Here is a 24,588-nt window from a genome sequence, read left to right as displayed (position 1 = left end):
TGTGTCGGAGGGCTTTGTCCTGTGCGGCTTGCGCGCGTAGGTTAGGTTGGCGAGTGAGACTGGACTTAAGCGATGGTGAGCGAGGGAGAGCGCATGAAGGATCTCGAAGATGAGCTGATGGTCGAGCCGATGCCCCGGCTGGAGAGCCTGGAGGAGGTGCTGGAGCATCTGTGGGCTTACGCCGAGCGTGGCGCGCACCGACGGGATAACGCGATGGCCACGCCGATCTTTGTGACCACACGCCAGGATGGGGCGCCCGGGGCGCGCACCGTGATCTTGAGAGATGTGGAGCCGGGGCAGGCGCTGCTCTGCCACACCGACCGCCGCTCCGGGAAGGTGCAAGATTTGCGTGCCGAGCCGCGCACCGTCTGGGTGTGTTACGACCGGGAGCTTCACCAGCAGTTTCAGTTCATCGGGCGCACCACGATTCATACCGATGACGCGCTGGCCGACCGCATGTGGGCCGAAGAATCGCTCGACGAGCTCGTATTCTACTTCAAAAAGCCTCCCCCCTCCGAACACGCCGAGGCACCGAGCTCCGCCCAGGATTTTGAAGAGGTGAGCGAGGCCGAGGCCAGGGCCAACTTCGCGGTGGTGCGCACCGAGATCGACGCCATCTTATGGCAGCACGTACATCCGGAGGGGGAGTACCGCGCCGGGTTTAAGCGCCAGGGCGACGCCTTTGTTGGCGAGTGGCTGGTGCCCTGAGTCGGGAGGGAGGCGTTGAGGGTGCAGGGTGAGGCGGTGGGGCGCGCGTTTTTTGCGCGCGAGATTCACGAGGTGGCGCGCGATCTTCTCGGCCGTGAGGTGTGGGTGGGAGCGCGGGGCGCGCGCATCGTGGAGGTGGAGGTCTACGAGGGGGCCAACGATGCGGCCAGCCACGCGCGCAGCGGGGTGCCGACGGCGCGCACCTGGCCGATGTTTGCCGAGCCGGGGCGCGTGTATGTGTATCGCATCTACGGGATGCACCGCTGTCTGAACCTGCGCGCGCCGAGTCGGGTGGGGCCGGGCGCGATTTTAGTGCGGGCGGCCGAGCCTCTCTGCGGCTTTGAGTCGCGGGTGCGGGAGAAGCGGCGGCTGAGCGGGCCGGCGCTTTTGTGCAAAGAGATGGGGATCGACGAGCGCTTCAGCGGGGCCTGGGTGGGCCAGGGGATCGTCGTGCGTAAGGGGGCGCCGGTAGCCGAGGAGGAGGTGGGGCGGCGCGTGCGGGTGGGGCTCAACCCGGAGCGCTGCGGGGAGGCGGCGCGCTGGCCCTGGCGCTACATCGTGGAGGGGTCGCCCTGGCTCTCGCGGCCTTAAGACTGCGGAAGGGGGGAGTGTTCAGAGGATCGCGACGAGCAAGGCGATGATGACGATCACCAGGGCTGCAGCGATCAGCGTGCGTGCGCCGCCCGGGACCTGTGCCAGCGGTGATGTGCTGGGAGGGGGCGGGGAAAGATCGAAGGTATGCGTGATGCGGTAGCCGCTCTTTTTGGGGGCGGGCCGAGGCAGGCGGCGGTCGCGCTGGGCCTCGGAGAGGGTGGAGCGCACGATGCCCGCCTCAAGAAGCTCCTCAGAGGGCCCGATCGTAATCGGCAGCTCCATGGCGTAGCCCGACGAGACGAAGTCGAGGTTCTGGCGGCGTTTGGCCTTCTCGACGGGGACTTCTTCGAGCTCGGCCTCGTCGTCCTCATCGTCGGCGCGCTCGCGGGCGGCGGTGGCGGCGCCTTCCAGATCGTCGATGGCCTGGTCGAGGGCGTCTTCATCGAGCTCGAGATCGGGGCCGATGGCCTGGGCGACGATGAGTTTTTCGTCGGGGTCGTGCTCGTCTTCGGGCTCAGAATCCTCGTCGAGGTCGTCGTCGTGCTCGGAATCTTCGTCGAGGTCGTGCTCGTCGTCGGACTCGGAATCTTCGTCGAGATCGTGCTCGTCATCGGATTCGGAATCTTCGTGGAGGTCGTGCTCGTCTTCGGACGCAGAGTCTTCGTCGAGGTCGCCGTCGGATTCGGAATCTTCGTCGAGGTCGTCCTCGTCCTGATCGTCCTCCGGGGGCGAGTTCAGGGAGATGTTCCAGCGGGCGCGCGTTTCGGAGGTCTCGTCGAGGGAGGTGTCTTCGTTTTCGTCGTCGTTGTCGTCGGAGAGGGGAGGAAGTTCGCGCAGGGCGGTGACTTCGTCGGGGCCGGCGGTGTCGTCGTCGGCGGCCGGCGGGGCGTCGAGCTCGGCCAGCTCGTCGATGCGGGGGGCTTCGTCGAGCTCGGGTTTGGAGAGCTCGGCGGTGGCAAAAAGATCTTCGGGAAGATCGTGGCGGCCGAGGCGGCGAAGGGGGATGTCGGCGGTCGCATCCTCGGGGGACGCTTCGTCGGGGGAGGAATCTTCCGGGGATGAGGCCTCGGCGTCCTCATCGGAAGCACTGTCGGCGCTGTCGGTGTCGCCTTTGGTGGGGGCGGAGTCGTCGTCGGCCGAGAGCAGCTCCAGGGTGCGCTCGGTCATCATGGTGATTTCGCCGGAGTCGCGCACCGGGTCGACCACGCCCTCGGGGGGCTCGGGGGGGGCGGGGAAGTCGTCGGGGTCGGGCGTGGGGGCGGGTGGGGCCTTGCGTGCGCTGCGGGCGGGGCGCAGCACACCGAGCGCCGGGGTGGGCATCTCGTCGCGCTCGGGGCGGTTGATCGCCGGCGGCGGCGAGGCGTCGTTGGCCGAGGGCTCGGTGCTCTGGCGGGTGGTGACGACGGTGTCCGGGGTGTTCTGGTGGGCCTCCTCCAGGGTGGAGAAGAGCGGCGCGAAGCTGGGGTGATCGCCAATGGGCGCCCAGCTCTCCGAGCTCGGATCGAGCAAAAGATCGGCCGGACGAATCACCCAGTTTCGGATGAGCTTCTCGACCTTCTCCCGGGAGTCACATTTGTAGTGACGGATGTCAGTCTTGATGCGGAACATTCAAGCGTCGGCGGAGGGTCCGGTAAGTCGTGTGGCAAAAAGTTCAGTGGAGCGGAGCTTAGTGCGGGCGGGCGCTAAACTCAACCGGCATCAACGCTGAACGCGGCGCATCTGTCGTAAGATTTCATCAGCGACGTCGCGGGTGCGTACATCTTCTTCAGGGTCGTTGACCAGGCGCACCATCCAGTCCTCATGCGAGAAGGGATCGGTGTTGCCCACGACCTTCAACCACTTCAGCCTCACCGACTCGCCCCAGACGACGTGGTGGATATTTTCGTCGGGCTCCTCAAAGGTCAGCGGCTCGCAGTAGAGCTCGGGGTCGACACGCTGGAAGTGGCGCCGTGCGGAGATGGTGTCGTCTTTGGTCGAGACCATCTTAAAGGCCTCCAGCGCTGCGCAGCGGCGAGGACCGTGGGGGAGGGTGTCGACGCGGGATTTGACCTCGTCGCGAGCCTCGGAGGAGCCGATGCGCGCGAGCGCCCAGTAGGCGTAGGCGGCGACGGTCTCATCGGGATCGTCGATCTCATTGAGGAGGGCGGGCACGGCGTAGGCGTCGGCCATGGCTGCCAGGCCGCGGAAGGCGCCCAGGCGAACCTCGGCAGGTTGGTCTGCGGCGATGAGCCCTTCGAGGGTCAGGCGATGTTCTTCGGCGGGGGGAAGTTTGCCCAGGGCGTGGGCGGCCTGAGCGCGGGTCTCAAGGTCGGGGTCGTCGGTGGCCAGGGCTAAGAGTTTCTCATCGGCGATGCGTACCAGCAGGGCGCCGGCGGTCCAGGCCGCGCGCCGACGCACGCGGGCGTCGGGGTCGTCGAGCCCATCGACGATCATCTGACGAAGCGCCGGGCGCTCCCAGATCTGGTTGTTGAGCGGGTCGGCCAACATCGTCAGCGAGGCCAGGCGTTCCTCGGGATTGTCCGAGCGCATGCGCACCTGGAAAAACGCCTCATTGTGGTAGGCGTCAAAAAAGCCCCCGATGAGCTGGTTGATGGCAAAGCCGTTGACGAGGAGCGCGATGGCGATGATCGCGATGAACTCCGCGTTGTGGTCGTTGACGGCGAGCAGCTCGTCGCCGAGCTCACTTTTGGCGGGTGGTGTTTCGCCAAGCAGCACGCGCTGGCGCCACCCCGGTGAGAAGAAAAACTCGCCAATGAGCGCGGCCTGCAAGAAGGCGGTGACGAGCAACAAAAAGAGGTTCGCGGTGATGAGCACGAGGTTGAACATCACCGAGGAGCTGGTGTTGAGAATGTAGTCCGCGCTGAAGTAGGCGCAGGCGGTCGCCAGCACAATGAAGATCAGCGAGGAGATGACCAGGCGGGCGCGGGTGCGCGCCGGCCAGCGCATCAGTCCCCACTGGGAGACGTCCGTGACGAGTTTTGGGCGTTTCACAGGCGACCTGTTGTAGCAGAGGAGTTTGCGTCGTCTATCGAGCTATCGGATCTACGAACGCGAAAGAGCCGGTGGGCAAAACGGCGAAGCGCGCCAGTGCATTTCAACCGTAGATGCGCTCGGTGGCGCGAATGGCCAGCTGACGCGGCAGAAAGCGGGTGAGCAAAATGAAGGCTTTGATGCTCAGGCCGTAGACGGAGTTGAGGTGGTGTCGCTCGGCATCTTTGATGGCGCGGGCCACTACGTGCTCCGGGTCGGCCATCACGCCATCGGGGCCGGCTTTGGTGCCGCCGTGGCTTGCTGCCACGTTGAAAAACTCCGTCTGCACCGGGCCCGGGCAGACCGCGGTCACGCCGATGCCCCGCGGCTTAAGCTCGCGGGAGAGCGCGTTGGAGAAGTTGACCACAAAAGCCTTGGAGGCGGCGTAGACGGCGAAGTTGGTGATCGGCAAAAAGCCCGCCGAGGAGGCCACCTGCACGATGTGTGAGCCTTTTTTGCAGAAGGGGAGCGCGCGCTGGGTGATCTCGGTGAGCGCGCGGATGTTCAGATCGATCATCTGCAGGTTGGTCGAAACGGGAACCTGGTCGAAGCGGCCGATCTTGCCAAAGCCGGCGTTGTTAATAAGCCAGGTGATGCTGGGCGCCTCTTCGTCCAGGGTGGCGAAGAAGGCGTTGAGGGCGTCTTCATCGCATAAATCCACCGCGAAGACGCGGCCGCGGGTCTGCTTCAGCTCACCGGCCAGCGCTTCGAGGCGCTCCTTGCGGCGGGCGACAAGCCAGATCTCGTCGATGTCGGCGCGGCCGTCGAACTGCAGGGCGAAGTGGCGGCCCATGCCGGCGGAGGCTCCAGTGATGATGGCGATGTTCATGGTCGATCCTCATAAAAAAAACGGGGGCATCCCGGCAGGTCGCGGGAGTGTAATGGCGAGTTTGTGGGTTGTCGAACCGCGCGCGCTCAGGCTCTGCGCCCGGTGAAGGTGGCGAAAAAGCGCAAAAATGCGGTACAACCCGCGCGTTAAGTGATGAGAACTGACGGCTGGCCGACCGATGGAAGGTGGCCGAGCGGTGCGTCTTTGAGGTGTTTTTGGAATTTGGACCCAGCGTAACTTTTCCATTCACGAACCCGGTCTTGATCTTCGCGACGTTGATGGCGCTGATATTTTTAGCGCCGCAAGTGGTCACGCGTTTCAAGATCCCGGGGATGGTCGGCTTGATCCTGGGGGGCGCGCTGGCGGGCCCCTCGGCCCTGAACCTGCTGGAGCGCGACGCGACGATCGTGCTGCTCGGCACGGTTGGTCTGCTCTATTTGATGTTTCAGGCGGGGCTCTCGCTGGATCTGGGGCGTTTTAATACGCTCAAAGGTCGCAGTGTGGTCTTCGGGCTGATCTCGTTCTTCATCCCGCAGCTGCTCACCCTGTGGGTGGCGCTCAACGTGCTGGATTATTCGATGGAGGCCTCGCTCTTGCTGGGGTCGATCATCGGCTCGCACACGCTGATCGCCTATCCGATCGTGGCGCGGTTGGGGCTGATGAAGAACACCGCGGTGACGATGACTCTGGGGGGCACGCTTGTCACCGATACGCTCTCGCTGGCGATTCTGGCGATCGTGATGGCGTCGTTGAGCGGAGATGTGGCCGCGATCGACTGGGCGCTCTTTGGCGGGGCGGTGGCGGCGTATGCGGCGGCGGTGCTCTTGGGTCTACCTCGACTGGGGTATGCGTTTTTCCGCACGGTGCGCAACAGCCCGGAGATGGAGTTCGGGTTTTTGATGACGGTGCTTTTTATCACCGCCTGGCTCGCCGAGGCGGTGGGGCTGGCGCCGATTATCGGGGCCTTTATCGGGGGGCTTGCGCTCAACCGGCTGGTGCCGGAGCAGAGCACGTTGATGGCGCGCATTCGTTTTAATGGCGAGGCCCTCTTTGTGCCCTTCTTTTTGATCTCGGTGGGGCTGCTGATCGACTTCAGGGTGCTTTTCAGCAGCCTGGAACTCTGGAAGTTGGCGGCGGTGCTGGTGGGGCTTGTGAGCATCGGCAAGCTCACCGCGTCGCTGATCGTGCGCCAGATCTTCGGCTACACCTGGGCGGAAGGCTGGACGATCTACGGGTTGAGCGTGCCCCAGGCCGCGGCCACCCTGGCGGTGACTCTGATCGGTTTTGAGGCCGGGATCTTTGACGGGACGCTGGTCAACGCGGTGGTCGTCATGATCCTTGCGACCTGCATCCTGGGTCCGGCGCTGGTGGAGAAGTACGGCCTGGAGATGGCGCATCGCGCTGAGGCCGAGCCGGTGGAGCAGCATCGGGTGCGCGAGCGACTGCTGGTCCCGGTGGCCAACCCGAAGACCTCCGATGAGCTTTTTGATCTGGCGCTCTATATGCGCGATCCAAAATGCCGCGAGCCGGTCTTCCCGCTGATGGTGGTCACCGACGGTCAGGATGCCGAAGATCGCCTGCAGGCCAAGCGCAAGATGCTCGATCATTTTGTGGATAAAGGCGCCGAGGCCCAGGTGCAGGTGCGCCCGCTGACGCGCATCGCGATGAACGTGGCCAACGGGATCGCGCGCGTGGCGCGCGAGGAGCGCATCTCCATGGTGCTCATCGGTTGGAGCGGGCATGTTTCCACCCGCGAGCGCATCTTTGGGACCGTGCTCGATCAACTTCTCGAAGAGACTCGCCAGCTGCTCTTTGTGAACCGCATCAACGAGCCGCTGGCCACCACCGAGCGGGTGGTGCTGGCGGTGCCGCCCTTTGCGGAGCGCTCACCGGGCTTTTTTGAGGCGGTGCACTCGGTTAAGACGCTGGCCTCCAGGCTGGACGCCGAGCTGATGGTCGTGTGTGAGGCGCGCCACCTGGAGCATGACCGCGACTACGTCGATTCGCTGGAGCCGGAGATGGAGGCGAAGTACGTGCCGGTGGAGGCGTGGTCGACGCTGGCGCAGACGCTCGATGAGGTGGTGGATCGGGGCTCCATGATCTTCGCGTTGAGCGCGCGGCCGCGCTCGGCGCCCTGGATTCCCGAGCTCGATCGTCTGCCTCGGGTGCTCAGTGAGCGTTACCCGGACAACTCGCTCTCGGTGGTGTTTCTCTCGGAGTATTGAGGCGCGGGAGGGGCGGTGGGGGCCTGTACACTCAGCTGTCGCAGCCGTGCGGCGAGGGCGTCGTGAAGCGGATCGTCGTCGGGGGTGCTGGCGAGCAGGGTGAGCAGGGCGTCGAGGCCCGGATCGAGGGCCAGCGAGAGCGTCAGCGTGGCGTCAGCCTCATCAAGCTCGGTCTGCAGCCCGGGCAGCAATGTGCCGGCCTCGTTGCTTAAGAGCTCGTCGAGGGAGGCGCTTCGCAGGAGGGTGCGCAGCAAGGCGCGGTGGTGCGGGGCGCGCCCCGGTGTGGTGAGCCAGCGCGTCAGAGGGCGAAGATCGATGCGGGGGGAAGCGTGGTGCAAAAGGCCGTTGTCGCGCGCCATGGCGAGCGAGAGGGCGAGCAGTCGCAGGGCTTCTTCCAGCGCGATGTTCTGGAAGATCGTGTGGCCGACCAGGTGAACCTCACGCGCCATATTGGCCAGGGCATCGGCCGAGGCGTCGGCGATGTCCAGGGCTTTGCGGGCCTCTTCGACCGCCGGGTCGTCCAGGCGCGGGCTTGCGCCGAGGGGGCCGGGGGCTTCGCCGTGGATCCATGCGCCGCTGAGCCTGGCGAGGCGGTCGGCCAGGGCAGCGCGCGGGCCTTCGGCCCGCCAGCGCGCCTGTTCGAAACGGCCCAGATCGGCTTCCTGATCGCTTAAGCCCTGGCGTTGGCCCAGGAGCACAAGCTCGCGCAGCTCTTCTTCGCGGCTCATCAGCGAGCGGCGCAGCGCGTCGCGAAGCGTCAGCCCCGGGGTGTGGGCCAGGTCGCAGAGGTTGAGCAGGTGCAGGCAGTAGTGCGCATAATGGGTGGCTTCGCGCAGCGGAATGTCGCGCGAATCGCCAAGCTCGGCGCACTCGCCGCGCAGATACATCGTCCAGGACTTGAGCGCGCTCAGCGGCAGCGCCCCCTGAAGATGCAGAAGCATCCGGTGGCGCGTCTCCATCAGCGCCTGGGTCAGCGCCAGCAGCGCGGGATCTTCGGCAAAGAGGGTAAAGCCGGCCAGGTAGTGGCGAAGTTCGCGCTGGGAGGGGGCCTCCTCGCCAGCGCGCGGGCCAAAGGCCAGGGCGGCGCGTACGGCCACCAGCAGGCCCTGGCTCTCCAGGTTCTGCGCCAGGCTCTTCTCAAAGTCGCGCGAACGGACTTTGAGCTGGGCCAGCGCCGGCGGGCAGTCATCCTCAGAGGCGCGCTCCAGGTCATCGAGCAGCAGCAGTCCCCCCGCGCTCCGATCGATCTCCCAGGGCGGCATCAGACGCTTGAGCTCGGCGACCGGGCTTGCCATCGCGCTGGCCAGTAGCCCGGCCTTCTCAATGAGGCGGTCCAGCGCGCGCACCGGCTCCAGGCTGGCGAGCTCGCCGAGTTGGCGATCGTGTTCAGCAGCCTGCTCCAGCGCCAGCCGGCGAGGATCGTCCTCGGTCGCGTCGTCGTTGAGCGCGCGCGGGGCGCGGCGCACCTGCGTCGACGCCGCCAGATGATGCGCGCGCTCCAGCCGACGGTGCAGTGCCTCGGAGCCCAGCGCGCTCAACAACCCCTGCCGCTGCAACGCGTCGGCGACCTCGGCCGGGCCGATATGCCCGCCGGCCCACTGATCGTAAAGGGCAACCAGTGGCAGCGCCGCGCTGGCCTCCACCAGAGCCTCGGCGCTGAGCTCCTCTGTGAGGTTCAGCGACGCGATCGCCAGGTGGCGAAGTGCGGCGCCCTGATCGGGGCGCTCGAGATGTCGGGGATCGACCAGCGCGTGCAGCAGGGCGCAGGCCTGCTCACGGCGTTGGGTGCTGTCGGAGGAGCTCATTCGCGACCTTCCGTGGTGTTGAGTGCGCGCGGCGGCGACCCGAAGGATGCGTAAAACGCATCGCTCTTAAGTCGCGCTCAGCGCGGCGTAACGCGAGGGGTGCGGGCGGAGATTCGTCCATGAATCATCACATTCATCAAAAGCGCCACACCCTGAATAGGCTTGCAGAAGATAGCCTCAAAACTCGCCATCAGGCAACCGCGCTGTGGCGAAAAACTGTGGAAAAACCGGCCTGTGGAAAACCCTGTGGAAAACTCGCGGGGCGCCTCGCGTTGGAGTGTCCTTCTCACATCCGGCCTGCGTTGTGGGAGTAGAGCTTGACCAGAAGTTGAATCCCGGGGCCTGAAATGCGTCGATATTAGGCTGGCACGGGATCTGCTTAAGTACCTGACCGGAAGCTGTCCCGGAGTGACACCCTTTCGATGAACCCCAACCCTTTTGTGCACAAACCCGCTCATGCTTTGCTCGCTGCACGATGAGCGCCCCCCCATGATGAGGTGAACGATGCGTCACGATCTTTTGAAAATGCTCGGTCTTACGGTGGCTGTCGGTGGTGTGGTGGCCTGTGGCCCCTCCGAAGATCCGCAGCTTGAGGAGCAACCCGTCGATGCCCTCTCGGTGCGTCAGGCGGTGAGTGAATCCGCGGGTAACTCGGTCGATGCGGTGGCCGAGGGCCTGGCGTTTCTTGGCGAGTCGAGTCTTTTTCACGATTACGTCTGGTCGAACGCCGGCGGTGACGAGTGCGCGGTGGAGCCGGTCGATCCGCCGATGCCCGGCGAAGATCCCATCGGCGAAGATCCCATCGTCCCCTGTGAGCCCGAACCCGTGGAGCCCTTTGAGCCCGACTTCGAGGAAGAGCGCGACGAGATCCGCCGCGTGCTCGAAGAGCACATCTTCGCCGATGCGAACGTCGAGACCGCCAGTGAGACCGAGGTGACCTACCTGCTTCGCGGCGAGGTTGTTTGCGCCGATGAGGACGAAGCCGACATCGCGGAGTGTGAAGAGGAGGTCGACGCGCTGGAGATTCGTCTTCAGGCCCGCTCCTTTGTAGAAGGTGAGGTCGACATCGATGTGATGGTTGGCCCCGATCGCATCTCTCCGCTGGCGCTCAGCTTTGCCCCCTCGCGCGTCTCTGCAGACGTGGATCTGGCGAAGGTGAAAGAGGCCGTGGAGTTCGGGTCGGTTCAGCTTGGCGAAGATCTTTCTGAGGACATTCCCGAGACGATGGTAGGCCGCCTGAGCGCCGAGTTCTCGAAGTCGGGCGATGAGGTCGCCTTGAGCGTGGCCGTGGGTCAGGCCATCGAGCTGGCCGGGGAGATGTTCTCGGTGAATATCGCAGCGAGCCCCCGGGCGCTGGAGATTCGCTCCGATATTGAGGCGCGCAAGCTCAGCTTTGAGGCCGATCTGGACGCGCTGGACCTGAGCTTCCCCACCGGCGAAGTTGAGGAGTGTTACGATGTGGAAGTGCCTGGCGAGCCGGGCAACTACGAGTTCACCTGCGAGGTGGTCCAGGAGGCCTACCAGGCCGGCGCGGCGCTGGCCGGCATTAAGGGTGCGCTGAGCTTTTTGGCCGCCGAAGATCGCCTGGAGCTTCGCGGATTTGGCCTGGGCGCCTCCCCGGCGCAGGTTTTTGTGGAAGGTGAAGAGGTCGCCGCGCTGGACTTCAACGCCGCCCATGGCCACAGCCTGGATCTGGACCTTGCGAAAGACGGCGACGACATCGCCATCTCCATGTCTCCCGGCCTGGACCTTGAGCTGATGCTCGCCCTCTACCGCGCCCAGGACGTGATCAGCGACCTTGAGGAGTGGATGCTCGACGACGTGCTCAGCCTGGTCATCGACGGTGATGAGAGCCCGGCGCTGCGCATCGGTGAGGCCGGCATCAAGCTTGAGCGCGGCCAGCTGATGATGAGCTCGGAGTCCGCCGAGATCGTCGTCGAAGTGGAAGCCGGCATGTGCATCGATGAGGTTGAGCCGGCCGCTGAAGAGCCCGCGCACCCGATGGAAGCGATCGGTCCGGTGGCCTGCGAGGAGTAAGCGCGCAGGGCGCTGAGCGCCGACAATCATCCTCAGGTTGAGACGAGCCGCGCCCTTAAATGGGGCGCGGCTTTTTTTTGGGATCTTCGGGCGATATGCCAGAAGTTGGCCTGCGGCGCGCCTCTCCACGGGGCGGTGAGGCTATGCAGTAGGCCCGAAAGCCGTTAGCGTTCGTGCAGTGAACGCGATGGCTGGCGAGGCGCGCCGACGCAGGACCGATGAATGATTGCCGGGCAAAAGCTCCGGACCAAGGGAGGTGTGAGGTGTCGGGTCGAGTAACGAGGTGGATGATGCGAGTGGTTCTAACGCAGGCGCTGGCCACAGCCCTGTGGGGTTGTGACCCCTTCAACGCGTCCTTCGATGAGGTCGAAGACGCGCAGTATTATGAGGCCCAGGAGCTCATCGCCACCGAGCCGCCCACTGGCGAGCTGGTGGTGATGGACTGGAACATCAAGTTCGGCGGGGCGCGCATCGACTTCTGGTTTGATTGCCACGGCGATCGCGTCCTGATGGAAGAAGACGAGGTTCTGGAGAACATGGAGGGGCTCGCCAGCAAGATCCGCCAGGTCGACCCCGATGTGCTCCTGGTGCAGGAGGTCGACATCGACTCCAAACGCGTGGCCTACGTCGACCAGGTGCAGTGGATCCTCGATAATACCGAGCTCAACTACGCGGTGTTTGCCTCGCAGTGGCGCGCCCACCACGTGCCCACCGACGGCATCGGGCGCGTGAACATGGGGAACGCGATCTTCTCAAAATACCCGATCCGCGACGCCCAGCGCATCGCCATGCCGCAGATCAGCACCAACGACGCGCTGACCAATTACTTTTATTTAAAACGTCATATCCTCACCTCGATCGTGGAGGTGCCCGAGTACGGCGATCTGCACGTGCTCAACGTGCACACCGACGCCTTTGCGCAGGATGGCACCAAAGAGCTGCAGATCGATCTGTTTAAAGATGAGCTCGACCGCATCGACCGCGCCGGCGGCGTCTTTGTGGCCGGCGGCGATCTGAACACGCTCCCGCCCGGAAGTGTGCAGCAGAACGACTTTGTCGATTCGGTATGTGAGTCGGAGGATTTTCAGGCCGACGATTTCCGCGCCGAAGAAGACGCGCTGACGGCGTATTACGAGGATTACACCCCGGCGATTCCGCTGGAAGACTACCAGGCTGACAACGCGCCATACTTTACCCACTCCACCCAGGGCGGAACCTTCTGGAATCGCAAGCTCGACTACCTCTTCACCAACGGCACCTTCGTGCCGGGCTCGGGGCTGACGCATCAGGACGCCGCCAGCGGCGGCATGGAGACGATGCCGCTCTCGGATCACGCGCCGATCACCGTGCGCTTTGCGCTGGAGGAGCGATGATGGCGAAGCGATGGATAGGGATGGGCGCGCTCTTGATGTTGCTGATGCCGGCGCTGGCCAGCGCGCAGGAGGCGCCGGGCGTTGAGGCCGAAGTTGAGGTTGAGGCCGAGGCCGAAGCCGAGGTTGCGTCCGAAGAGGGCAATGAGGCCAACGCAACGGGTCGGGCGTTTGTGGGTGATACAGCCCTGTTGAGTGAGGTGGGGCGTTGGGAGGTGGGGCTTTTCGGGCCTCTGCGCTACGGGTTGAGCGAGAAGATGGAGCTTGCGGTGCACCCGCTGCTCTTCTTTGTGGCGCCCAACGCGCAGCTGAAAGTGAGCCACGGCACCCGCGGTGGGTGGCACCTGGCGAGCAAGCATCAGCTGACCTACCCGACGCTGCTTTTCCGTTTGATGGCGCGGGAGGGCATCGGCGGAATCTTGCCGGCCGACCGGGCCGTGCCGCATATCCTGTCGTTGCAGAGCGAGCTTCTGGTCACGCGCGAGGTGGGGGCGCATAAGGTGAGCCTGGGGCTCGGCGTGCAGGTTGCCCCGAGGGTGGGGGAGTCGCAGCTGGTCTCCATCGATCTTCCCTTTGTCTATCCGCGCACTGCGGCGATGTTCGGCTGGGCCACCGGGATCATGAGCGTGCATATGCAGGGGCCGATCGCGGGCAAACTGGGCTATGAGGCCGATGTGCGCGCGTTTACCTACCCCGGCGTTGACGGCGCCTTTGCGGTGGAGCAGGGCGCCGCGCTGCGCCTGACCACAAGCCCGGGCTTTATGGCGCAGCTGGGCTACCGGCTGAGCTACGCCGGCTATCCTTTTGGCACGATGTTCAACATCGCACCCACCCTCGAGTTGGCCTGGGGCTTCTAGCTCCGGGTGTGGCGGGGAGGTGGGGGGGGCGGTGCGAGCAGACCTATGTCTGGACGGAGGGGACGCGACGATGCGCACGATGCCACCGTGTATGAAAATGATGAAGACGATGAAGATCGCGCTGGCGCTGCTCCTGGGGGGAGCGCTTCTGGCGGGCTGTGTGATCGCCCCGGGGTTAAGCCGCGGTGAGAACCCGCAGGTCGAGGTGGAGGTCTGGCGCGAGGGCCGCCCCCTTCAGCCCGAGCGCTGGTACTACGTCGAGGCGCAGGGCGCGCGCTGCGCCAACGGCTCGCCAGTGGGCGTGGGCGTCAACGCGGGCCGCTCCAGCCGCGATCTTCTGGTGTACTTCAACGGCGGCGGCGCCTGCTGGGATGCGATGAGCTGCGGCATCTTAGAGACCGCCGCCAACACCGAGATCCGCTACTCCAGCGACCAGCTCGCAAAAGAGGTCCACCCGCTGGCCGAGGCCGGCGTGCTCAGCCGCAAAGACGCCATCAACCCGCTGGCCGCTGCCAACTTTATGTTTGTGCCCTACTGCACCGGCGATCTTCATGCCGGCTACACCCAGACGACCTACCCGGGCCTGGGGCTGGAGGGGCCGGTCTACCACCAGGGGCGACGAAACGTGGAGCTTTTTATTGAGCGCGCTCGCGAGCTCTTTCCCGAGGTGGAGCGGGTCTGGCTGCTGGGTGTGAGCGCCGGCGGCTACGCGGTCTCCCTGAACTTTGAGCTCTTCAACGCGTCCTTCGAGGGCGCCGAGGTGCACGCCTACGCCGATGCCTCACCCTGGCTCACTCTGGAAGATGAGCGCTGGGAGGAGTGGCGCACCAACTGGGCGATGACGCTGCCCGAGGCCTGCGAGGGCTGTCTGGAGAACAGCGAGCTCATCCCGAGCCGTCTGGCGCAGCGCTACCCGGAGTCGCGCTTTGCGCTCTCGGTCTTTTCGCATGACGCGGTGATCTCAACCTACTTCGGCGCGGCGCCTTCGCGATTTGCGGAGCTGCTCGAAGAGCATTTAAGCTCGTATTATCAAGAACATCCCAACATGCGGGTGTTTGTGGCGGAGGGCGGCGATCATGAGACGCTTCTGCAGCTGCGCACGTTGACCGGCCGCGATGAGCGCCGGCTGGAGAGCTTCTATCGGGCGTGGGTCACAGGAGAGGTGAGCGATGCGCAGGCGGCGGAGTAGGGGTTGGTGGGCGGTTCTGGGGTTTTGTGTGCTGACGGCTGCGTGTGTGCCCGCCCCCGGGCAGACCGGCGTTGGCGCTGGCGATGATGCGGGCGCAGGCGATGTGGGGGCCGATGTGGACATCACACCCACCCCGGTGGAGGCCGGCTGGGTGTACCAGCCCCTGGTGGACACTTTTTGCGGCGGCGGAGGGCCGGCCGGCCTGGGGCTCAACCTCAATGAGGCCTCCACCGATCTTGTGATCTTTTTGAACGGCGGCGGGGCCTGCTGGGATGGCACGAGCTGCTACGTGCTCAACGCCGCCATCAACATCGAGGGGGAGTACACCGCCGCGAAGTTCGAGTCGGAGGTGCGCCCGCTGATCGCGAGCGGGCTCTTTGATCGTGAGGATGACGCCAACCCCTGGCCCGACGCCAGCTACGCCTTTGTGCCTTACTGCACGGGCGATTTGCACAGCGGCGACGCCATTAAGAACCACGACGCCTTCCAACCCCAGCGCATGGTGCACCATAAGGGGGCGGTCAACATGGCGCGGTACCTCGCTTACTTGAGCGAAGAACTCCCGCAGGTGGAGCGGGTCTGGATGCTCGGCGCAAGCGCCGGGGGCTACGGCGCCACACTGAATTTCTGGCGCCTCGATGAGGCTTTTCCCGGCGCTCAGAGCCATCTTCTGGCCGACTCCGCGCAGTTTGTGCAGCCCGGGGAGGGGCGCTGGGGCATCTGGCAAAACGTCTGGGAGATGACCCTGCCCCCCGAGTGCGAGGGGTGCGAGGCACGGGCCGACGCCATCCCCGCGGCCGTGGGCGCCGCCCACCCCGACTCGCGCATCGGGCTGCTGGCCTTTGAAGACGACTCGGTGATCGCGGTCTTCTTTGCCATCGGTCTCTTCGATATGGGGGCGCGCACCCGCGCGCTGGTTAACGACGCCTATCAGGGTGAGGGGATGCGGGCGTTTTCCGTGGCGAGCAATGAGCATGTGATGCTCACCTCCTGGAAGAACCGTCGCGATAAGGATGGGCAGGAGTTGCCAGAATTTTTGAGGTGGTGGGTGGAGGGGGAGTGAGGGGCTTGGGGGGGGGCGGAGTTGGGAGTTGGTTGGGGAGGCGGGGTTCGCGCTTTGTGGTTAGGTGGTTGGGTGGTCAGGTGGTTGAGGGGCTCGGGGGGCTTGCGGTGTGGGTCGATTCGAGTGGAGGGTCGGGGGTGTGCGGGTTGTGGTTGGGTGGTCAGGTGGTTGGGTGGTTGAGGGGCCCGGGGGGCTTGCGGTGTGGGTCGATTCGAGTGGAGGGTCGGGGGTGTGCGGGTTGGTTGGGGGAGGGGAGAAGTTCAGTGTTTATGTGGTTGATCGTGGGTTTTGGTGGGGGGAGGTTTGAACTAAAAAGGACGCCCGGTGGGCGTCCTTTTTTGTGGGGTGGGTGATGGGGTGTGAGGTTTATTCGGCGGCTGCGGCGCTCTGGCCGATGACCATCACGCGCTCGTCTTCGGGGGCGCTCAGCGGGGAGTTTTCTTCGACGTAGGTCACCAGGGCGTCGAGGTCGATGGGGCCGACGACGCGCTCGGTGCCTTCGGTGAGCACGGCAAAGCCATCGCCGCCGGTGCTCAGGAAGTTGTTGACGGTGACGCGGTAGTTCGCCTGCAGGTCGATGACTTCGCCGTTGAGGGCCATGCTGGTGGGGTCGACGCGCTCGCCAGTCGGGGCGTCGGCGTTCCAGGTGTAGCTAAAGCCCTCCGAGACGCCGAGCATGTGGGTGCGGTCCGGGTTGATCCACTGCTGCTCAAGCAGGGTGTGAATCTGCTGGCCGGTCAGCGTCATGGTGACCAGCGTGTTGCCAAAAGGCTGGCAGGTGTGCAGGTCGGCAAAGGTGAGGTTGCCCTCGGCGTTGGGCTCCAGCGAGGAGCGGATGCCGCCGGGATTCATAAAGGCGACCTGCGCCCCGCCGATGTCCGCGCCGGCGGTCGCAGCGAGCTGGGCGTCGGCGATGAGCTTGCCCAGGGGCGACTGGCCCGAGGCGTCGCGCTCGCGGCTGATGGGCGCGGTGAGGCTTCCGACGACGCGCTCGGCCAGGGGAGCGGAGATCTCGGCGTAGGTGTCGATCAGGGTGGCGATCTCGGCGTCGGGCTCCACATCGCGGGTGACCGCGCGTTGGCGCGCGCTGCGCTCGAGCACCTCGCCAGTCTGGCGATCGATGGTCATGTCGATGGCGGTGACCACGCGGCCAAAAGATTGCGCGGCGGTCACCAGCTTGTCGCCAAACTCACAGACGTAGGCGGCGTGGGTGTGGCCGGTGATGATCACCGAGACCAGCGCGGGCATCGCCTCGGCGATGGGCACGATCGCGCCCTGAACGTCGGGGCATTCGCCAATGTCGGTCTGCTCACCGTGGATCACGCCGCCCTCGTGCAGCAGCACAATCGCGGTAGCCACACCTTCGGCCTCAAGCTCCGGAAGCAGCGCCTTGACGGTCTCGACCTCGTCGTAAAATTCCAGCCCTTCGACCGCCGTGGGCACGACCGCCGAGGGGGTGTCTTCGAGCGTCATGCCGATGATGGCGACTTTCACGCCGTCGAAGTCGCGGATGATGTAGGGCGGAAGCAGCGTGTCTTCCTCCCCGGTGATGCGCACGTTGGCAGCGAGGTAGCTGAAGGTGGGGCCCTCGTAGGTGTAGCCCTCGCGGCAGCCGGCGGTGGGGTGGCAGCCGCCCTCGGCGATGCGCTGAAGCTCCTGGTAGCCCTCATCGAACTCGTGGTTACCCACGGCGGTCGCTTCGAGGCCGAGCGCGTTCATCACCTCGATGGTGGGCTCATCGTGGAGCAGCGCGGAGACCAGCGGTGAGGCGCCCACTAGATCGCCTGCGGCCACCACCAGCGCGTTATCGACGGCGTCGCGCTCGGCGTTGATATGCGCAGCGAGGTAGGCTGCGCCGCCGGTTTCAACCTTCTCACCATCGACCCAGACCTTGCCGGAGGGGCCCTCCAGCGCGCCGTGGAAGTCGTTAAAGGCCAGCACCCGCAGGTTGACCGGCTCGGCGTTCTCGGCGGCCGGAGGTGTCTCGATGGGGGGCGCGTCGGGGGCGGAGCCCGAGGAGCAGGCAACAAGCGCGAGCGAAGCGAGCGCGGCGACAACACGAGGGGTCCAGATCATACAAGCCTCCGAAGAGCGGCCAGGGTCAGCGATAGCGACGAAGGTGTACCGTAATTTTGGGAGGGCAGCAAAGTGCCGACCGCCCCAGGACGACGCTGGCGGCGGCGCTGCGTCGTCGCGGTAGCGCTGCTACTCGCTCCTCCTGGCTCCTTGCCATCGCCGTCCTGGATGCGGTCGGGTTCGGTGGGGCGCGTTTTGTGGTTGGGTGGTTGGGTGGTTGTGGGGCGCCGGGGTTCGCGGAGTTGGTCGATTCGTGAGGACGTTCGGTGGGGCGCGGGTTGTGGTTGGGTGGTTGGGTGGTTGTGGGGCGCCGACCGCCCCAGAACGACGCTGGCGGCGTCGCTGCGTCGTCGCGGTAGCGCTGCTACTCGCTCCTCCTGGCTCCTTGCCATCGCCGTCCTGGATGCGGTCGGGTTGGGTGGGGCAAGAAATTGAAAAACCCCGCAACACCGAGGTGCTGCGGGGCGCCGACCGCCCCAGAACGACGCTGGCGGCGTCGTCAGGGATTCGCAGTAGCGCTGCTACAGCGTCATCCCTGGCTCCTTGCCATCGCCGCCCTGGATGCGGTCGGGGTGAGGATTGGGTCAGGCGGTCGCCGGTGCGAGTTGGGGCATCTCGTTGAGCAGGCGTTTGAACTCGCGGTACTCGGCGATGACGCGGCGCTCGGCTTCGCGGCGGGCGCGGCGAAGTTCGCGGGCCGCCTCGGTGTGGAGCTCTTCGGCGCGGCGGGCGAAGTCGCGGTGCAGCGCGCGGGCCTCTTCGAGGGAGGCCTCAAAGCGGGCGCTGGCCTCGTCGAACTGGGCTTGAAGTTGCTCCTCCCACTCCTCGCGCTGGGCCTGGTAGCGCTCGTAGAGGTTGCTCCAGCGCCGGCGCAGACGACGATCGAAGGAGCTGCGCTTGAGGTTGGTCGCAAGGCCCACCCGCTCCAGCGTCCAGATCAGCCACTTGGTCGGGTCAAACTGCCACCAGCGCACGCCGTTGCGGTAGTCGCCGGGGAAGGTGTGGTGGAAGTTGTGGTAGCCCTCTCCGAAGGTGAAGAACGCCAGGATCGCGTTGTCGCGGGCGGTGTGCTCCTGGGTCCAGGGGCGGCTCCCCCACATATGCGCCAGCGAGTTGATGAAGAAGGTGGCGTGGTGCACAAAGACGATGCGCAGAAGCCCCGCCCACAGCAGCATCCCCAGAATGTTGTTGGTCAAAACGCCCAGCAGAAGGGGCACGCCCAGGTTAAAGCCCACGCTGATCAGGTTGTAGTTGTTGTGCTGCCACACGCAGAGCGGGTCTTTCCAGAGGTCGGGCACGTTGTCGAAGTCGTCGTGGCGCGCGCCTTTGATGATCACCCAGAGCATATGCGCGTACCAGAAGCCGCGGCTGATGGTGTAGGGATCGTCGTCGGTGTCGACGTCGCGGTGGTGGTAGCGGTGGCCGGCCGACCAGGCGATGACGCTGTTCTGCCAGGCCGCCGCCCCGAAGATCAGCAGTAGGAGTCGCACCGGTTTGGCCGCCCACCAGGCGCGGTGCGAGAACATGCGGTGGTAGCCCGCCGTGATGCCCAGACCGGTGAAGATCCACAGCACGAACATCGCCACAACCTCGCTCCAGTGCACGCCGTTGGCGGCGATGTAGAGGGGCGCGAGGATGGCGGCCAGAAGGGGCGTGCCGATCAGAAAGAGCGCGTTGACCCAGAGGATCTTAACGGGCTGGCGATCATTGGGATGGTTTTCCATCGATGGGGTCTCACAGGTGTGTCAGCGTGGCGGGCGTAAAAGCGTAAAAGGTCGAGCAGGGGCGCGCGTGCGGGGTATCTACGCGTACTCTCTGGTGAATTTGTATCAGATTGTGACCAGAGATCGAAGCATGTCTCGGGCGGGGAGCGTTCGGGTGACCAGCGAGTCAACGGAAGTATCGATGACGCGCCGGGCCTGCGCAAGGGCGTCCTCCAGGGGCACGGAAGGGCGCGGGTTTCGCGGGTCTTCCAGGTGCAAAAGCAGCTGGAGGGTGATCGGGTGAATCACCCCCACCGCCTCCCCCGCATGGCGGCATGCCTCACAGAGCAGGCCTTCGCCGCTGCGGGCAAAACGCGCCCGGGGCAGGGTGTCGGCCGGGGCGGCGCAGCGCGCGCAATGCGCAATCGCCGGCGCCAGCCCGTAGAGGTTGAGCAGGCTCAGCTCGAAATGGTGGGCCAGGCAGAGGATGTCGAGGTTGTCCTCGCAGCGGGGTAGAAACGCGTAGAGCTGACGAAGCAGCTCAAAGATGGCGCGGGCGTCTTCGCCCTCGCGCCAGGTCTCGCGCACGAGCTCGGTGGCGTAGCTTGCCGCACTCAAAAGCTCTAAACGGTCTTCAAGCCCCGGGTAATCCTCGCTGACGTCGAGCTCCTGCAGGGTGTGCAGGTCGCCGCGGGTGGGAGGGGTGTAGATGGCCTCGACCATCCGCAGGGGCTGGAGCGCGCCACCAAAGCGCTTGCGACTCGTACGCGCGCTCCGCGCCAGGGCCGCAAAACGCCCGGAATCTCGCCCCAGGAGCGTGACGATCACGTCACGCTCCCCGTAGGCGACGGTGCGTAAGATGAAGCAGGGTGAGTGGCGCGAGGACATGCCGCTCCGGGTTCAGGCAGCTTTGGGGGCGTAGCGATCGATGAGGCGGCCGACGCCGGGCAGCGCGTCTTTGACATGCTTCTCGGCCTGACCGCGCAGCTTGCCGTAGGTCGACTTGAGGATCTTGTTGTCGGAGCGCTCCGCCTTCGCATCGGTGATGCTCAGAAGATCGTTGGCCGCGCGATCGTCGTGTTTCTGGATATACGCCTCAAAGGTGCTCAGCGCGGCGTTCTCCACGTAGTCCTGGTAGAGGGGGTCGAGCGCGCCGGTGAAGGAGTCGAGCAGGTGATCGATGGACTCCTCGATCATCGCCGGTTTGATCTTTTTGACGACCTTGTAACCGCCTTTGATCGCCATGCCCGAGAGGCCGCTCTTCGACGCGACCTCGTCCTCAATGAGGCGGGCGGCGTCTTTGATGACTTTCTGGCGATCGACCTTGGCGAGTTTTTCGGTGAGCGTAGGCATGAATCTCTCGGTAGCAGACAGAAGATCAATAAAATACAGGCTCAACACCCGTCAGGAGGGAGCCTCAACAAGCGGCGCTTTTAGTATTCAGCAAAGGTGTGTGTAAAGCGCGCGAAGTCAACGCGGGCGAGCGCCAAAAAGTTCCTCGGCGGCCAGTGGGTGGGGTTGTGGGGCGCCGGCTGCGTCGAGGAGCTGCAGGGTGGTGGGGGGCAGGCTCACGCTGAGAATATCGCCAAAGAAGGGGAGCGCGCGGGCGCGTTTTTCCAGGCAGAGCGTGAGCCATCGCGTCAGAAGCGCGTCGAGGAGGGTGGGGTCGACGCCGAGCTCATCGCTCATGGCCAGCGGGAGGCTGAGATGGTGCGGATCTTCGCGCTCGTCGAACTCAAAGAGCTCATCGGGCCAGTCGCGCCACAGGATCAGCGTGCCCAGGCGTTCGGTGTCAAAGCCGTGACGCTCGAGCACGTAGCGGCGAAGGTTGTGGTAGACGTCGTCGAGGAGCTCGGCGGCCACGCGACCGGCGCAGTCGTCGGGGTCGGGTAGCTGCCAGCCTTCCGGGAGGAGGATCGGGTGCTCGGGGGGCTCCTCCGAGAGCGGGTCGAGGCCGGCGCGGAAGTGGTCGTCGATGGTGGCGCGCCAGATCTCCTGGCGCTCCTGCCCGGCCCAGGTGGCCACGCCGAAGATGCCCTGGTTGGCGTCGTGGTCGACGCGCATCCAGCGGCCCTGACCGATAAGCTGCACGAACTCGTCGTGGTCCATGCGCCCGTCGTCTTCGCCGCCGTAGTCGACGATCGACCAGGGAAACGAGGTCAGCGTCTGGCGAAGCCTGGGCACCAGCAGAGGTTGCAGCGCGCGGTGGGTGGCCTCGTCGACGTCGGCGGTGCGGTAGAGGACAAGCCAGTCGTCGATGTTCTCAAAAGGAAAGAGCATCGCCGCGTCGAGCCAGCTGGCCTGACGGGTGCGGTCAAAAAGCCAGAAGGCCTGCTCGGGCAGCTCCAGGGAGGACTCGCCATGGCGCATCTCGCGGGCCGGAAACTCCCGGCGCTCGGCCAGCCCCAGCGCCGGGAGCAGCAGGCGCTCATAGGCGCTGTCCTGGGCTTCGAGCACGTCGACAAAGACCCTGGCGAGCGACTCAAGCTCGGGGAGCCCGGGAAACTCCGGGAGCAGCTCGCGCAAGAGCTCAAGCGCGTGGGGGGAAGAGGGCATGGGCGAAGGGGTCACTTTATCGGCATGATCGAAAACAACTAAAATCGCCCTCGCAGCAGGGCGCCGGCGTGCTCGCCAGTGAGCAGGGGCGCGACGCGAAGCGCGTGGGGCCGGGGGCGGTCGGCGCGCCGGTCGAGAAATACCATGGTGGCGCCCGCCGCGCCTAGAGAAACCCCACCGGCGATGAGCACAACGTTGAGGGTCTGGTGGGTGCGAAGCTGTCGCAGATCGTCGGCGCGGGTGCGCTCGCTGCCTTCATACACCGCAAGCTCCGCCTCGGGCAGGCGGCTGCGTTCGAGCCGGTCGACCGTATCGCTCAGCAGTACACCGCTGCCAAAGAGCACCCCCGCCCCGATCGCCACCCCGCCGGCCCCCACCAGCGACCAGGCCAGCACGTTGGGAGCGGCCTCGTCGACCTCCGGCGGTGCCTCAATCGCCGCCGCTTCGGCTGTGGATTCCTCTTTTGTTTCAACCTCTTGCGACGCGAGCGCAGCCCGGGCATCGCGCGCAGCCACTTCCTGCTGAAGCTCCACGCGGATCGCATCCAGCCCGGCAAAACGCCCGTCGTTCCGGAGCACCTCGGCGTTCTCCTGGAGCAACGCCAGCGCGTACCCCGGCCGCTTCAACGCCCCGTACGCCAGGATCTGATTGTAGGTGTAGACCGGGTCGGGGTGGAGCCGGCGAGCATTCTCGAGCAGATCGGCCGCCCTCCCGTATTCGCCACTCTGGTAGGCCTGGCTGGCCGCTTCGTAAAAGCGCAGGGCGCGCTCCTCGTCGCTCGCCTCAAGGTTTTCCAAGGTCTCGACCGCCTCGTCAGGCTCCGCGTTTTTTGTATGTTCGGTGTTTTCGGTGTTTTCGGCGTTTTCGGCGTTTTCGGCGTTTTCGGCGTTCTCTTGCGCAAACGCAGCACCCGGCAAAGCGAGCAGCGCGGTTGCCAGGAGCGAAACGAAGAGGTGGGCGAGTAGGCGGTGGTGGGTGGCGTAGACGTTGGTCGCAGGCATCGGGACCCCGGCGGTGGAGGTTGTTAAAGGCGATGAGCCCGTACAACACCACGGTTACGGCGCGTGGATGCGGTCTCGCGAGAGCGGGTACTGCGTGACATGATGAGACATGACTATTGCTCTGGGGGGCGGGGAGTTCAAGGGTGCCGAGCGCCCCAGGACGACGCTGGCTGTGTCGTCAGGGATTCGCGGTGGCGCTGCCACAGCTTCATCCCTGCCTCCTTGCCAGGCGCCGCCCTGGATGCGCTCGGGGTGTGGTTTTGTGGTTGTGTGGTTGTGGGGCGCCGGGGGTTTGCGGAGTGGGGCGATTTGTAATGGGCGGTTGGGGTTCGCGGGTTGTGGTTAGGTGGTTTTGTGGTTGTGTGGTTGTGTGGCGCCGGGGGGCGCGGAGTGGGTCGATTCGTGTGGGCGGCCGGCGGTTCGCGGGTTGTGGTTAGGTGGTTTTGTGGTTTTGTGGTTGTGGGGCGCCGGGGGGTTGCGGAGTGGGTCGATTCGTAATGGGCGGTTGGGGTTCGCGAGTCCGAGTCCGAGATCGAGATCGAGTTCGAGATCGAGGACGAGCTACCCGTACGAGTATGAGCTACCAGCACGAGCTCGAGCTCGAGCACGAGCTTCCAGCCCGAGCCCAACGCAAAACACCCCACCGCCGGGAGGTTAAAGGCGGTGGGGTGTTTTTTGATCGGACGTGTTGGCCAGAGCCCGAGTTTAAGGGGTGTAGGGCCAATCCACTTCTGTGGGAGCAACATTACTATCTTGGCCAGCCGTGGGATAGCCCAGCTGAGCATCTTCATTGAGCCCCCAACAATGCATTGTACCGTCGGCAATACCGCAGGTGTGCTGACCGCCAGCGGCGATATCGGTCCAGCCCGTGTAAGAACCATCTACGTCACTTGCAATAGCGACGGACGTTGAACTTCCACTATGTCCAAGTTGTTTCCATACATTCGCCCCCCAGCATTTGGCTACACCGTTTTCGATAGCGCAGGTATGATCTGAACCGTTTGTGATCCGTTGAACGTTGTTAAGACCAGTAGGACGATTCGGATATGTATTTTCATCGTGTCCGAGTTTGCCAAAAGACGTACTTCCCCAGCAGTAGGCTCTGTTTTGGCCACTTACCATAGCTACCGCACAGGAGTGGGTCATGCCTGCGGTAATCTCTAAAGTCGAGGAGTTCGAGTCTGAAATAACATTGCCCACTTCACGCGGCGCACTATCCCCCGTCGGCTCACCATCCAACTGCCCACTCGAAAAACTCCCCCAACACCACCCATTCGCCCCCACCGCCGTCACCGCGCAGGTATGCGCATCGCCGGCGGCGACGGCCACGAAGGTGTTGATGGGGGTGCCGCCGTCGTTGATTTCGACCTGCGTTCGTCCGTTTGCGACGGCATTGGGACCGAGTTGTCCGCTGGCACTATCTCCCCAACAGTAAAGGGCGTTATCTTCAGTAATGGCGCAGGTGTGTTCATTGCCCGCAGCAACATGATTCCAGACGTCATTGTCATCAAGAAGAAGGGGGGAATCGTAAGATGATTCGGCATT

General features: G+C 64.9%; 19 protein-coding genes. 8 read left to right on the top strand and 11 right to left on the bottom strand.

The annotated features are described in order from the left end of the window. The first annotated feature begins 93 nt into the window (after positions 1 to 93). Together FRC98_RS11550 and FRC98_RS11545 are read left to right on the top strand one after the other, a co-directional pair. Complete coding sequence (locus FRC98_RS11550; RefSeq protein ID WP_230467524.1) at positions 94 to 708, top strand: pyridoxamine 5'-phosphate oxidase family protein; 615 nt, start codon at positions 94 to 96, stop codon at positions 706 to 708. 21 nt (positions 709 to 729) lie between these two features. Further along, complete coding sequence (locus tag FRC98_RS11545) at positions 730 to 1,299, top strand: DNA-3-methyladenine glycosylase (protein ID WP_230467576.1); 570 nt, start codon at positions 730 to 732, stop codon at positions 1,297 to 1,299. 21 nt (positions 1,300 to 1,320) lie between these two features. On the opposite strand, the gene FRC98_RS11540 is transcribed toward FRC98_RS11545, so the two are convergent. The 3 genes from FRC98_RS11540 to FRC98_RS11530 all read right to left on the bottom strand — a co-directional run bounded on the left by FRC98_RS11540 (position 1,321) and on the right by FRC98_RS11530 (position 5,161). Beyond that, on the bottom strand, positions 1,321 to 2,910 hold the full coding sequence (locus tag FRC98_RS11540) for a hypothetical protein (protein WP_146981572.1): 1,590 nt from the start codon (positions 2,908 to 2,910) through the stop codon (positions 1,321 to 1,323). A gap of 90 nt (positions 2,911 to 3,000) precedes the next feature. Further along, positions 3,001 to 4,293, bottom strand: coding sequence for a HEAT repeat domain-containing protein (locus FRC98_RS11535; RefSeq protein WP_146981571.1), 1,293 nt, complete (start codon positions 4,291 to 4,293; stop codon positions 3,001 to 3,003). Between the two features lie 103 nt (positions 4,294 to 4,396). Continuing rightward, entirely contained in the window at positions 4,397 to 5,161 is a 765-nt protein-coding gene (locus FRC98_RS11530) for an SDR family NAD(P)-dependent oxidoreductase (protein ID WP_146981570.1), read from the bottom strand. Positions 5,162 to 5,439: 278 nt separating this feature from the next. On the opposite strand from FRC98_RS11530, the gene FRC98_RS11525 reads away from it, so the two are divergent. Continuing rightward, on the top strand, positions 5,440 to 7,386 hold the full coding sequence (locus tag FRC98_RS11525) for a cation:proton antiporter domain-containing protein (RefSeq protein ID WP_283809652.1): 1,947 nt from the start codon (positions 5,440 to 5,442) through the stop codon (positions 7,384 to 7,386). On the opposite strand, the gene FRC98_RS11520 is transcribed toward FRC98_RS11525, so the two are convergent. Next, entirely contained in the window at positions 7,341 to 9,191 is a 1,851-nt protein-coding gene (locus FRC98_RS11520) for a hypothetical protein (RefSeq protein WP_146981568.1), read from the bottom strand. The genes FRC98_RS11525 and FRC98_RS11520 overlap by 46 nt on opposite strands. 504 nt (positions 9,192 to 9,695) lie before the next feature. Here FRC98_RS11520 and FRC98_RS11515 point away from each other — a divergent pair. The 5 genes from FRC98_RS11515 to FRC98_RS11495 all read left to right on the top strand — a co-directional run bounded on the left by FRC98_RS11515 (position 9,696) and on the right by FRC98_RS11495 (position 15,707). Next, entirely contained in the window at positions 9,696 to 11,228 is a 1,533-nt protein-coding gene (locus FRC98_RS11515; protein ID WP_146981567.1) for a hypothetical protein, read from the top strand. 290 nt (positions 11,229 to 11,518) lie between these two features. Next, entirely contained in the window at positions 11,519 to 12,601 is a 1,083-nt protein-coding gene (locus FRC98_RS11510) for an endonuclease/exonuclease/phosphatase family protein (RefSeq protein WP_230467522.1), read from the top strand. Further along, complete coding sequence (locus FRC98_RS11505) at positions 12,601 to 13,455, top strand: hypothetical protein (RefSeq protein WP_146981564.1); 855 nt, start codon at positions 12,601 to 12,603, stop codon at positions 13,453 to 13,455. The genes FRC98_RS11510 and FRC98_RS11505 overlap by 1 nt, the downstream gene beginning before the upstream one ends. A gap of 91 nt (positions 13,456 to 13,546) precedes the next feature. Continuing rightward, positions 13,547 to 14,644: a pectin acetylesterase-family hydrolase gene (locus FRC98_RS11500; RefSeq protein ID WP_230467521.1), complete on the top strand. Its 1,098-nt coding sequence runs from the start codon at positions 13,547 to 13,549 to the stop codon at positions 14,642 to 14,644. A gap of 28 nt (positions 14,645 to 14,672) precedes the next feature. Continuing rightward, positions 14,673 to 15,707 (top strand): pectin acetylesterase-family hydrolase, encoded by a 1,035-nt coding sequence (locus FRC98_RS11495; RefSeq protein ID WP_230467520.1) that lies wholly within the window; start codon positions 14,673 to 14,675, stop codon positions 15,705 to 15,707. A gap of 366 nt (positions 15,708 to 16,073) precedes the next feature. On the opposite strand, the gene FRC98_RS11490 is transcribed toward FRC98_RS11495, so the two are convergent. The 7 genes from FRC98_RS11490 to FRC98_RS11460 form a co-directional block, all read right to left on the bottom strand. Then, entirely contained in the window at positions 16,074 to 17,783 is a 1,710-nt protein-coding gene (locus FRC98_RS11490; RefSeq protein WP_146981561.1) for a bifunctional metallophosphatase/5'-nucleotidase, read from the bottom strand. 584 nt (positions 17,784 to 18,367) lie between these two features. Further along, positions 18,368 to 19,507, bottom strand: coding sequence for a fatty acid desaturase (locus tag FRC98_RS11485; protein WP_146981560.1), 1,140 nt, complete (start codon positions 19,505 to 19,507; stop codon positions 18,368 to 18,370). Between the two features lie 105 nt (positions 19,508 to 19,612). Beyond that, a complete protein-coding gene (gene recO, locus FRC98_RS11480) occupies positions 19,613 to 20,374 on the bottom strand; it encodes a DNA repair protein RecO (protein ID WP_146981559.1) in 762 nt (253 codons plus the stop codon). 12 nt (positions 20,375 to 20,386) lie between these two features. Continuing rightward, entirely contained in the window at positions 20,387 to 20,839 is a 453-nt protein-coding gene (locus FRC98_RS11475; protein ID WP_146981558.1) for a DUF6918 family protein, read from the bottom strand. Between the two features lie 117 nt (positions 20,840 to 20,956). Further along, positions 20,957 to 22,042, bottom strand: coding sequence for a hypothetical protein (locus FRC98_RS11470; protein WP_146981557.1), 1,086 nt, complete (start codon positions 22,040 to 22,042; stop codon positions 20,957 to 20,959). Positions 22,043 to 22,080: 38 nt separating this feature from the next. After that, on the bottom strand, positions 22,081 to 23,043 hold the full coding sequence (locus FRC98_RS11465; RefSeq protein ID WP_146981556.1) for a hypothetical protein: 963 nt from the start codon (positions 23,041 to 23,043) through the stop codon (positions 22,081 to 22,083). Positions 23,044 to 23,748: 705 nt separating this feature from the next. Beyond that, the coding region (locus FRC98_RS11460) for an RCC1 domain-containing protein (protein WP_230467519.1) at positions 23,749 to 24,588 on the bottom strand (840 nt) is incomplete at its 5' end.

This window comes from Lujinxingia vulgaris, from assembly GCF_007997015.1.
In the GTDB taxonomy this organism is placed as follows: Bacteria; Myxococcota_A; Bradymonadia; order Bradymonadales; family Bradymonadaceae; genus Lujinxingia; species Lujinxingia vulgaris.
Note: the sequence above shows the minus strand (reverse complement) of the source record. Positions and strands in the feature narration are given on the sequence as shown.

Coding starts and splice junctions, on each gene's coding strand:
- FRC98_RS11530 (WP_146981570.1), bottom strand. CDS start 5,161: ATGAACATCGCCATCATCACTGGAGCCTCCGCCGGCATGGGCCGCCAC.
- FRC98_RS11490 (WP_146981561.1), bottom strand. CDS start 17,783: ATGATCTGGACCCCTCGTGTTGTCGCCGCGCTCGCTTCGCTCGCGCTT.
- FRC98_RS11475 (WP_146981558.1), bottom strand. CDS start 20,839: ATGCCTACGCTCACCGAAAAACTCGCCAAGGTCGATCGCCAGAAAGTC.
- FRC98_RS11500 (WP_230467521.1), top strand. CDS start 13,547: ATGAAAATGATGAAGACGATGAAGATCGCGCTGGCGCTGCTCCTGGGG.
- FRC98_RS11550 (WP_230467524.1), top strand. CDS start 94: ATGAAGGATCTCGAAGATGAGCTGATGGTCGAGCCGATGCCCCGGCTG.
- FRC98_RS11510 (WP_230467522.1), top strand. CDS start 11,519: ATGCGAGTGGTTCTAACGCAGGCGCTGGCCACAGCCCTGTGGGGTTGT.
- FRC98_RS11470 (WP_146981557.1), bottom strand. CDS start 22,042: ATGCCCTCTTCCCCCCACGCGCTTGAGCTCTTGCGCGAGCTGCTCCCG.
- FRC98_RS11505 (WP_146981564.1), top strand. CDS start 12,601: ATGGCGAAGCGATGGATAGGGATGGGCGCGCTCTTGATGTTGCTGATG.
- FRC98_RS11485 (WP_146981560.1), bottom strand. CDS start 19,507: ATGGAAAACCATCCCAATGATCGCCAGCCCGTTAAGATCCTCTGGGTC.
- FRC98_RS11515 (WP_146981567.1), top strand. CDS start 9,696: ATGCGTCACGATCTTTTGAAAATGCTCGGTCTTACGGTGGCTGTCGGT.
- FRC98_RS11520 (WP_146981568.1), bottom strand. CDS start 9,191: ATGAGCTCCTCCGACAGCACCCAACGCCGTGAGCAGGCCTGCGCCCTG.
- FRC98_RS11540 (WP_146981572.1), bottom strand. CDS start 2,910: ATGTTCCGCATCAAGACTGACATCCGTCACTACAAATGTGACTCCCGG.
- recO (WP_146981559.1), bottom strand. CDS start 20,374: ATGTCCTCGCGCCACTCACCCTGCTTCATCTTACGCACCGTCGCCTAC.
- FRC98_RS11465 (WP_146981556.1), bottom strand. CDS start 23,043: ATGCCTGCGACCAACGTCTACGCCACCCACCACCGCCTACTCGCCCAC.
- FRC98_RS11525 (WP_283809652.1), top strand. CDS start 5,440: ATGGCGCTGATATTTTTAGCGCCGCAAGTGGTCACGCGTTTCAAGATC.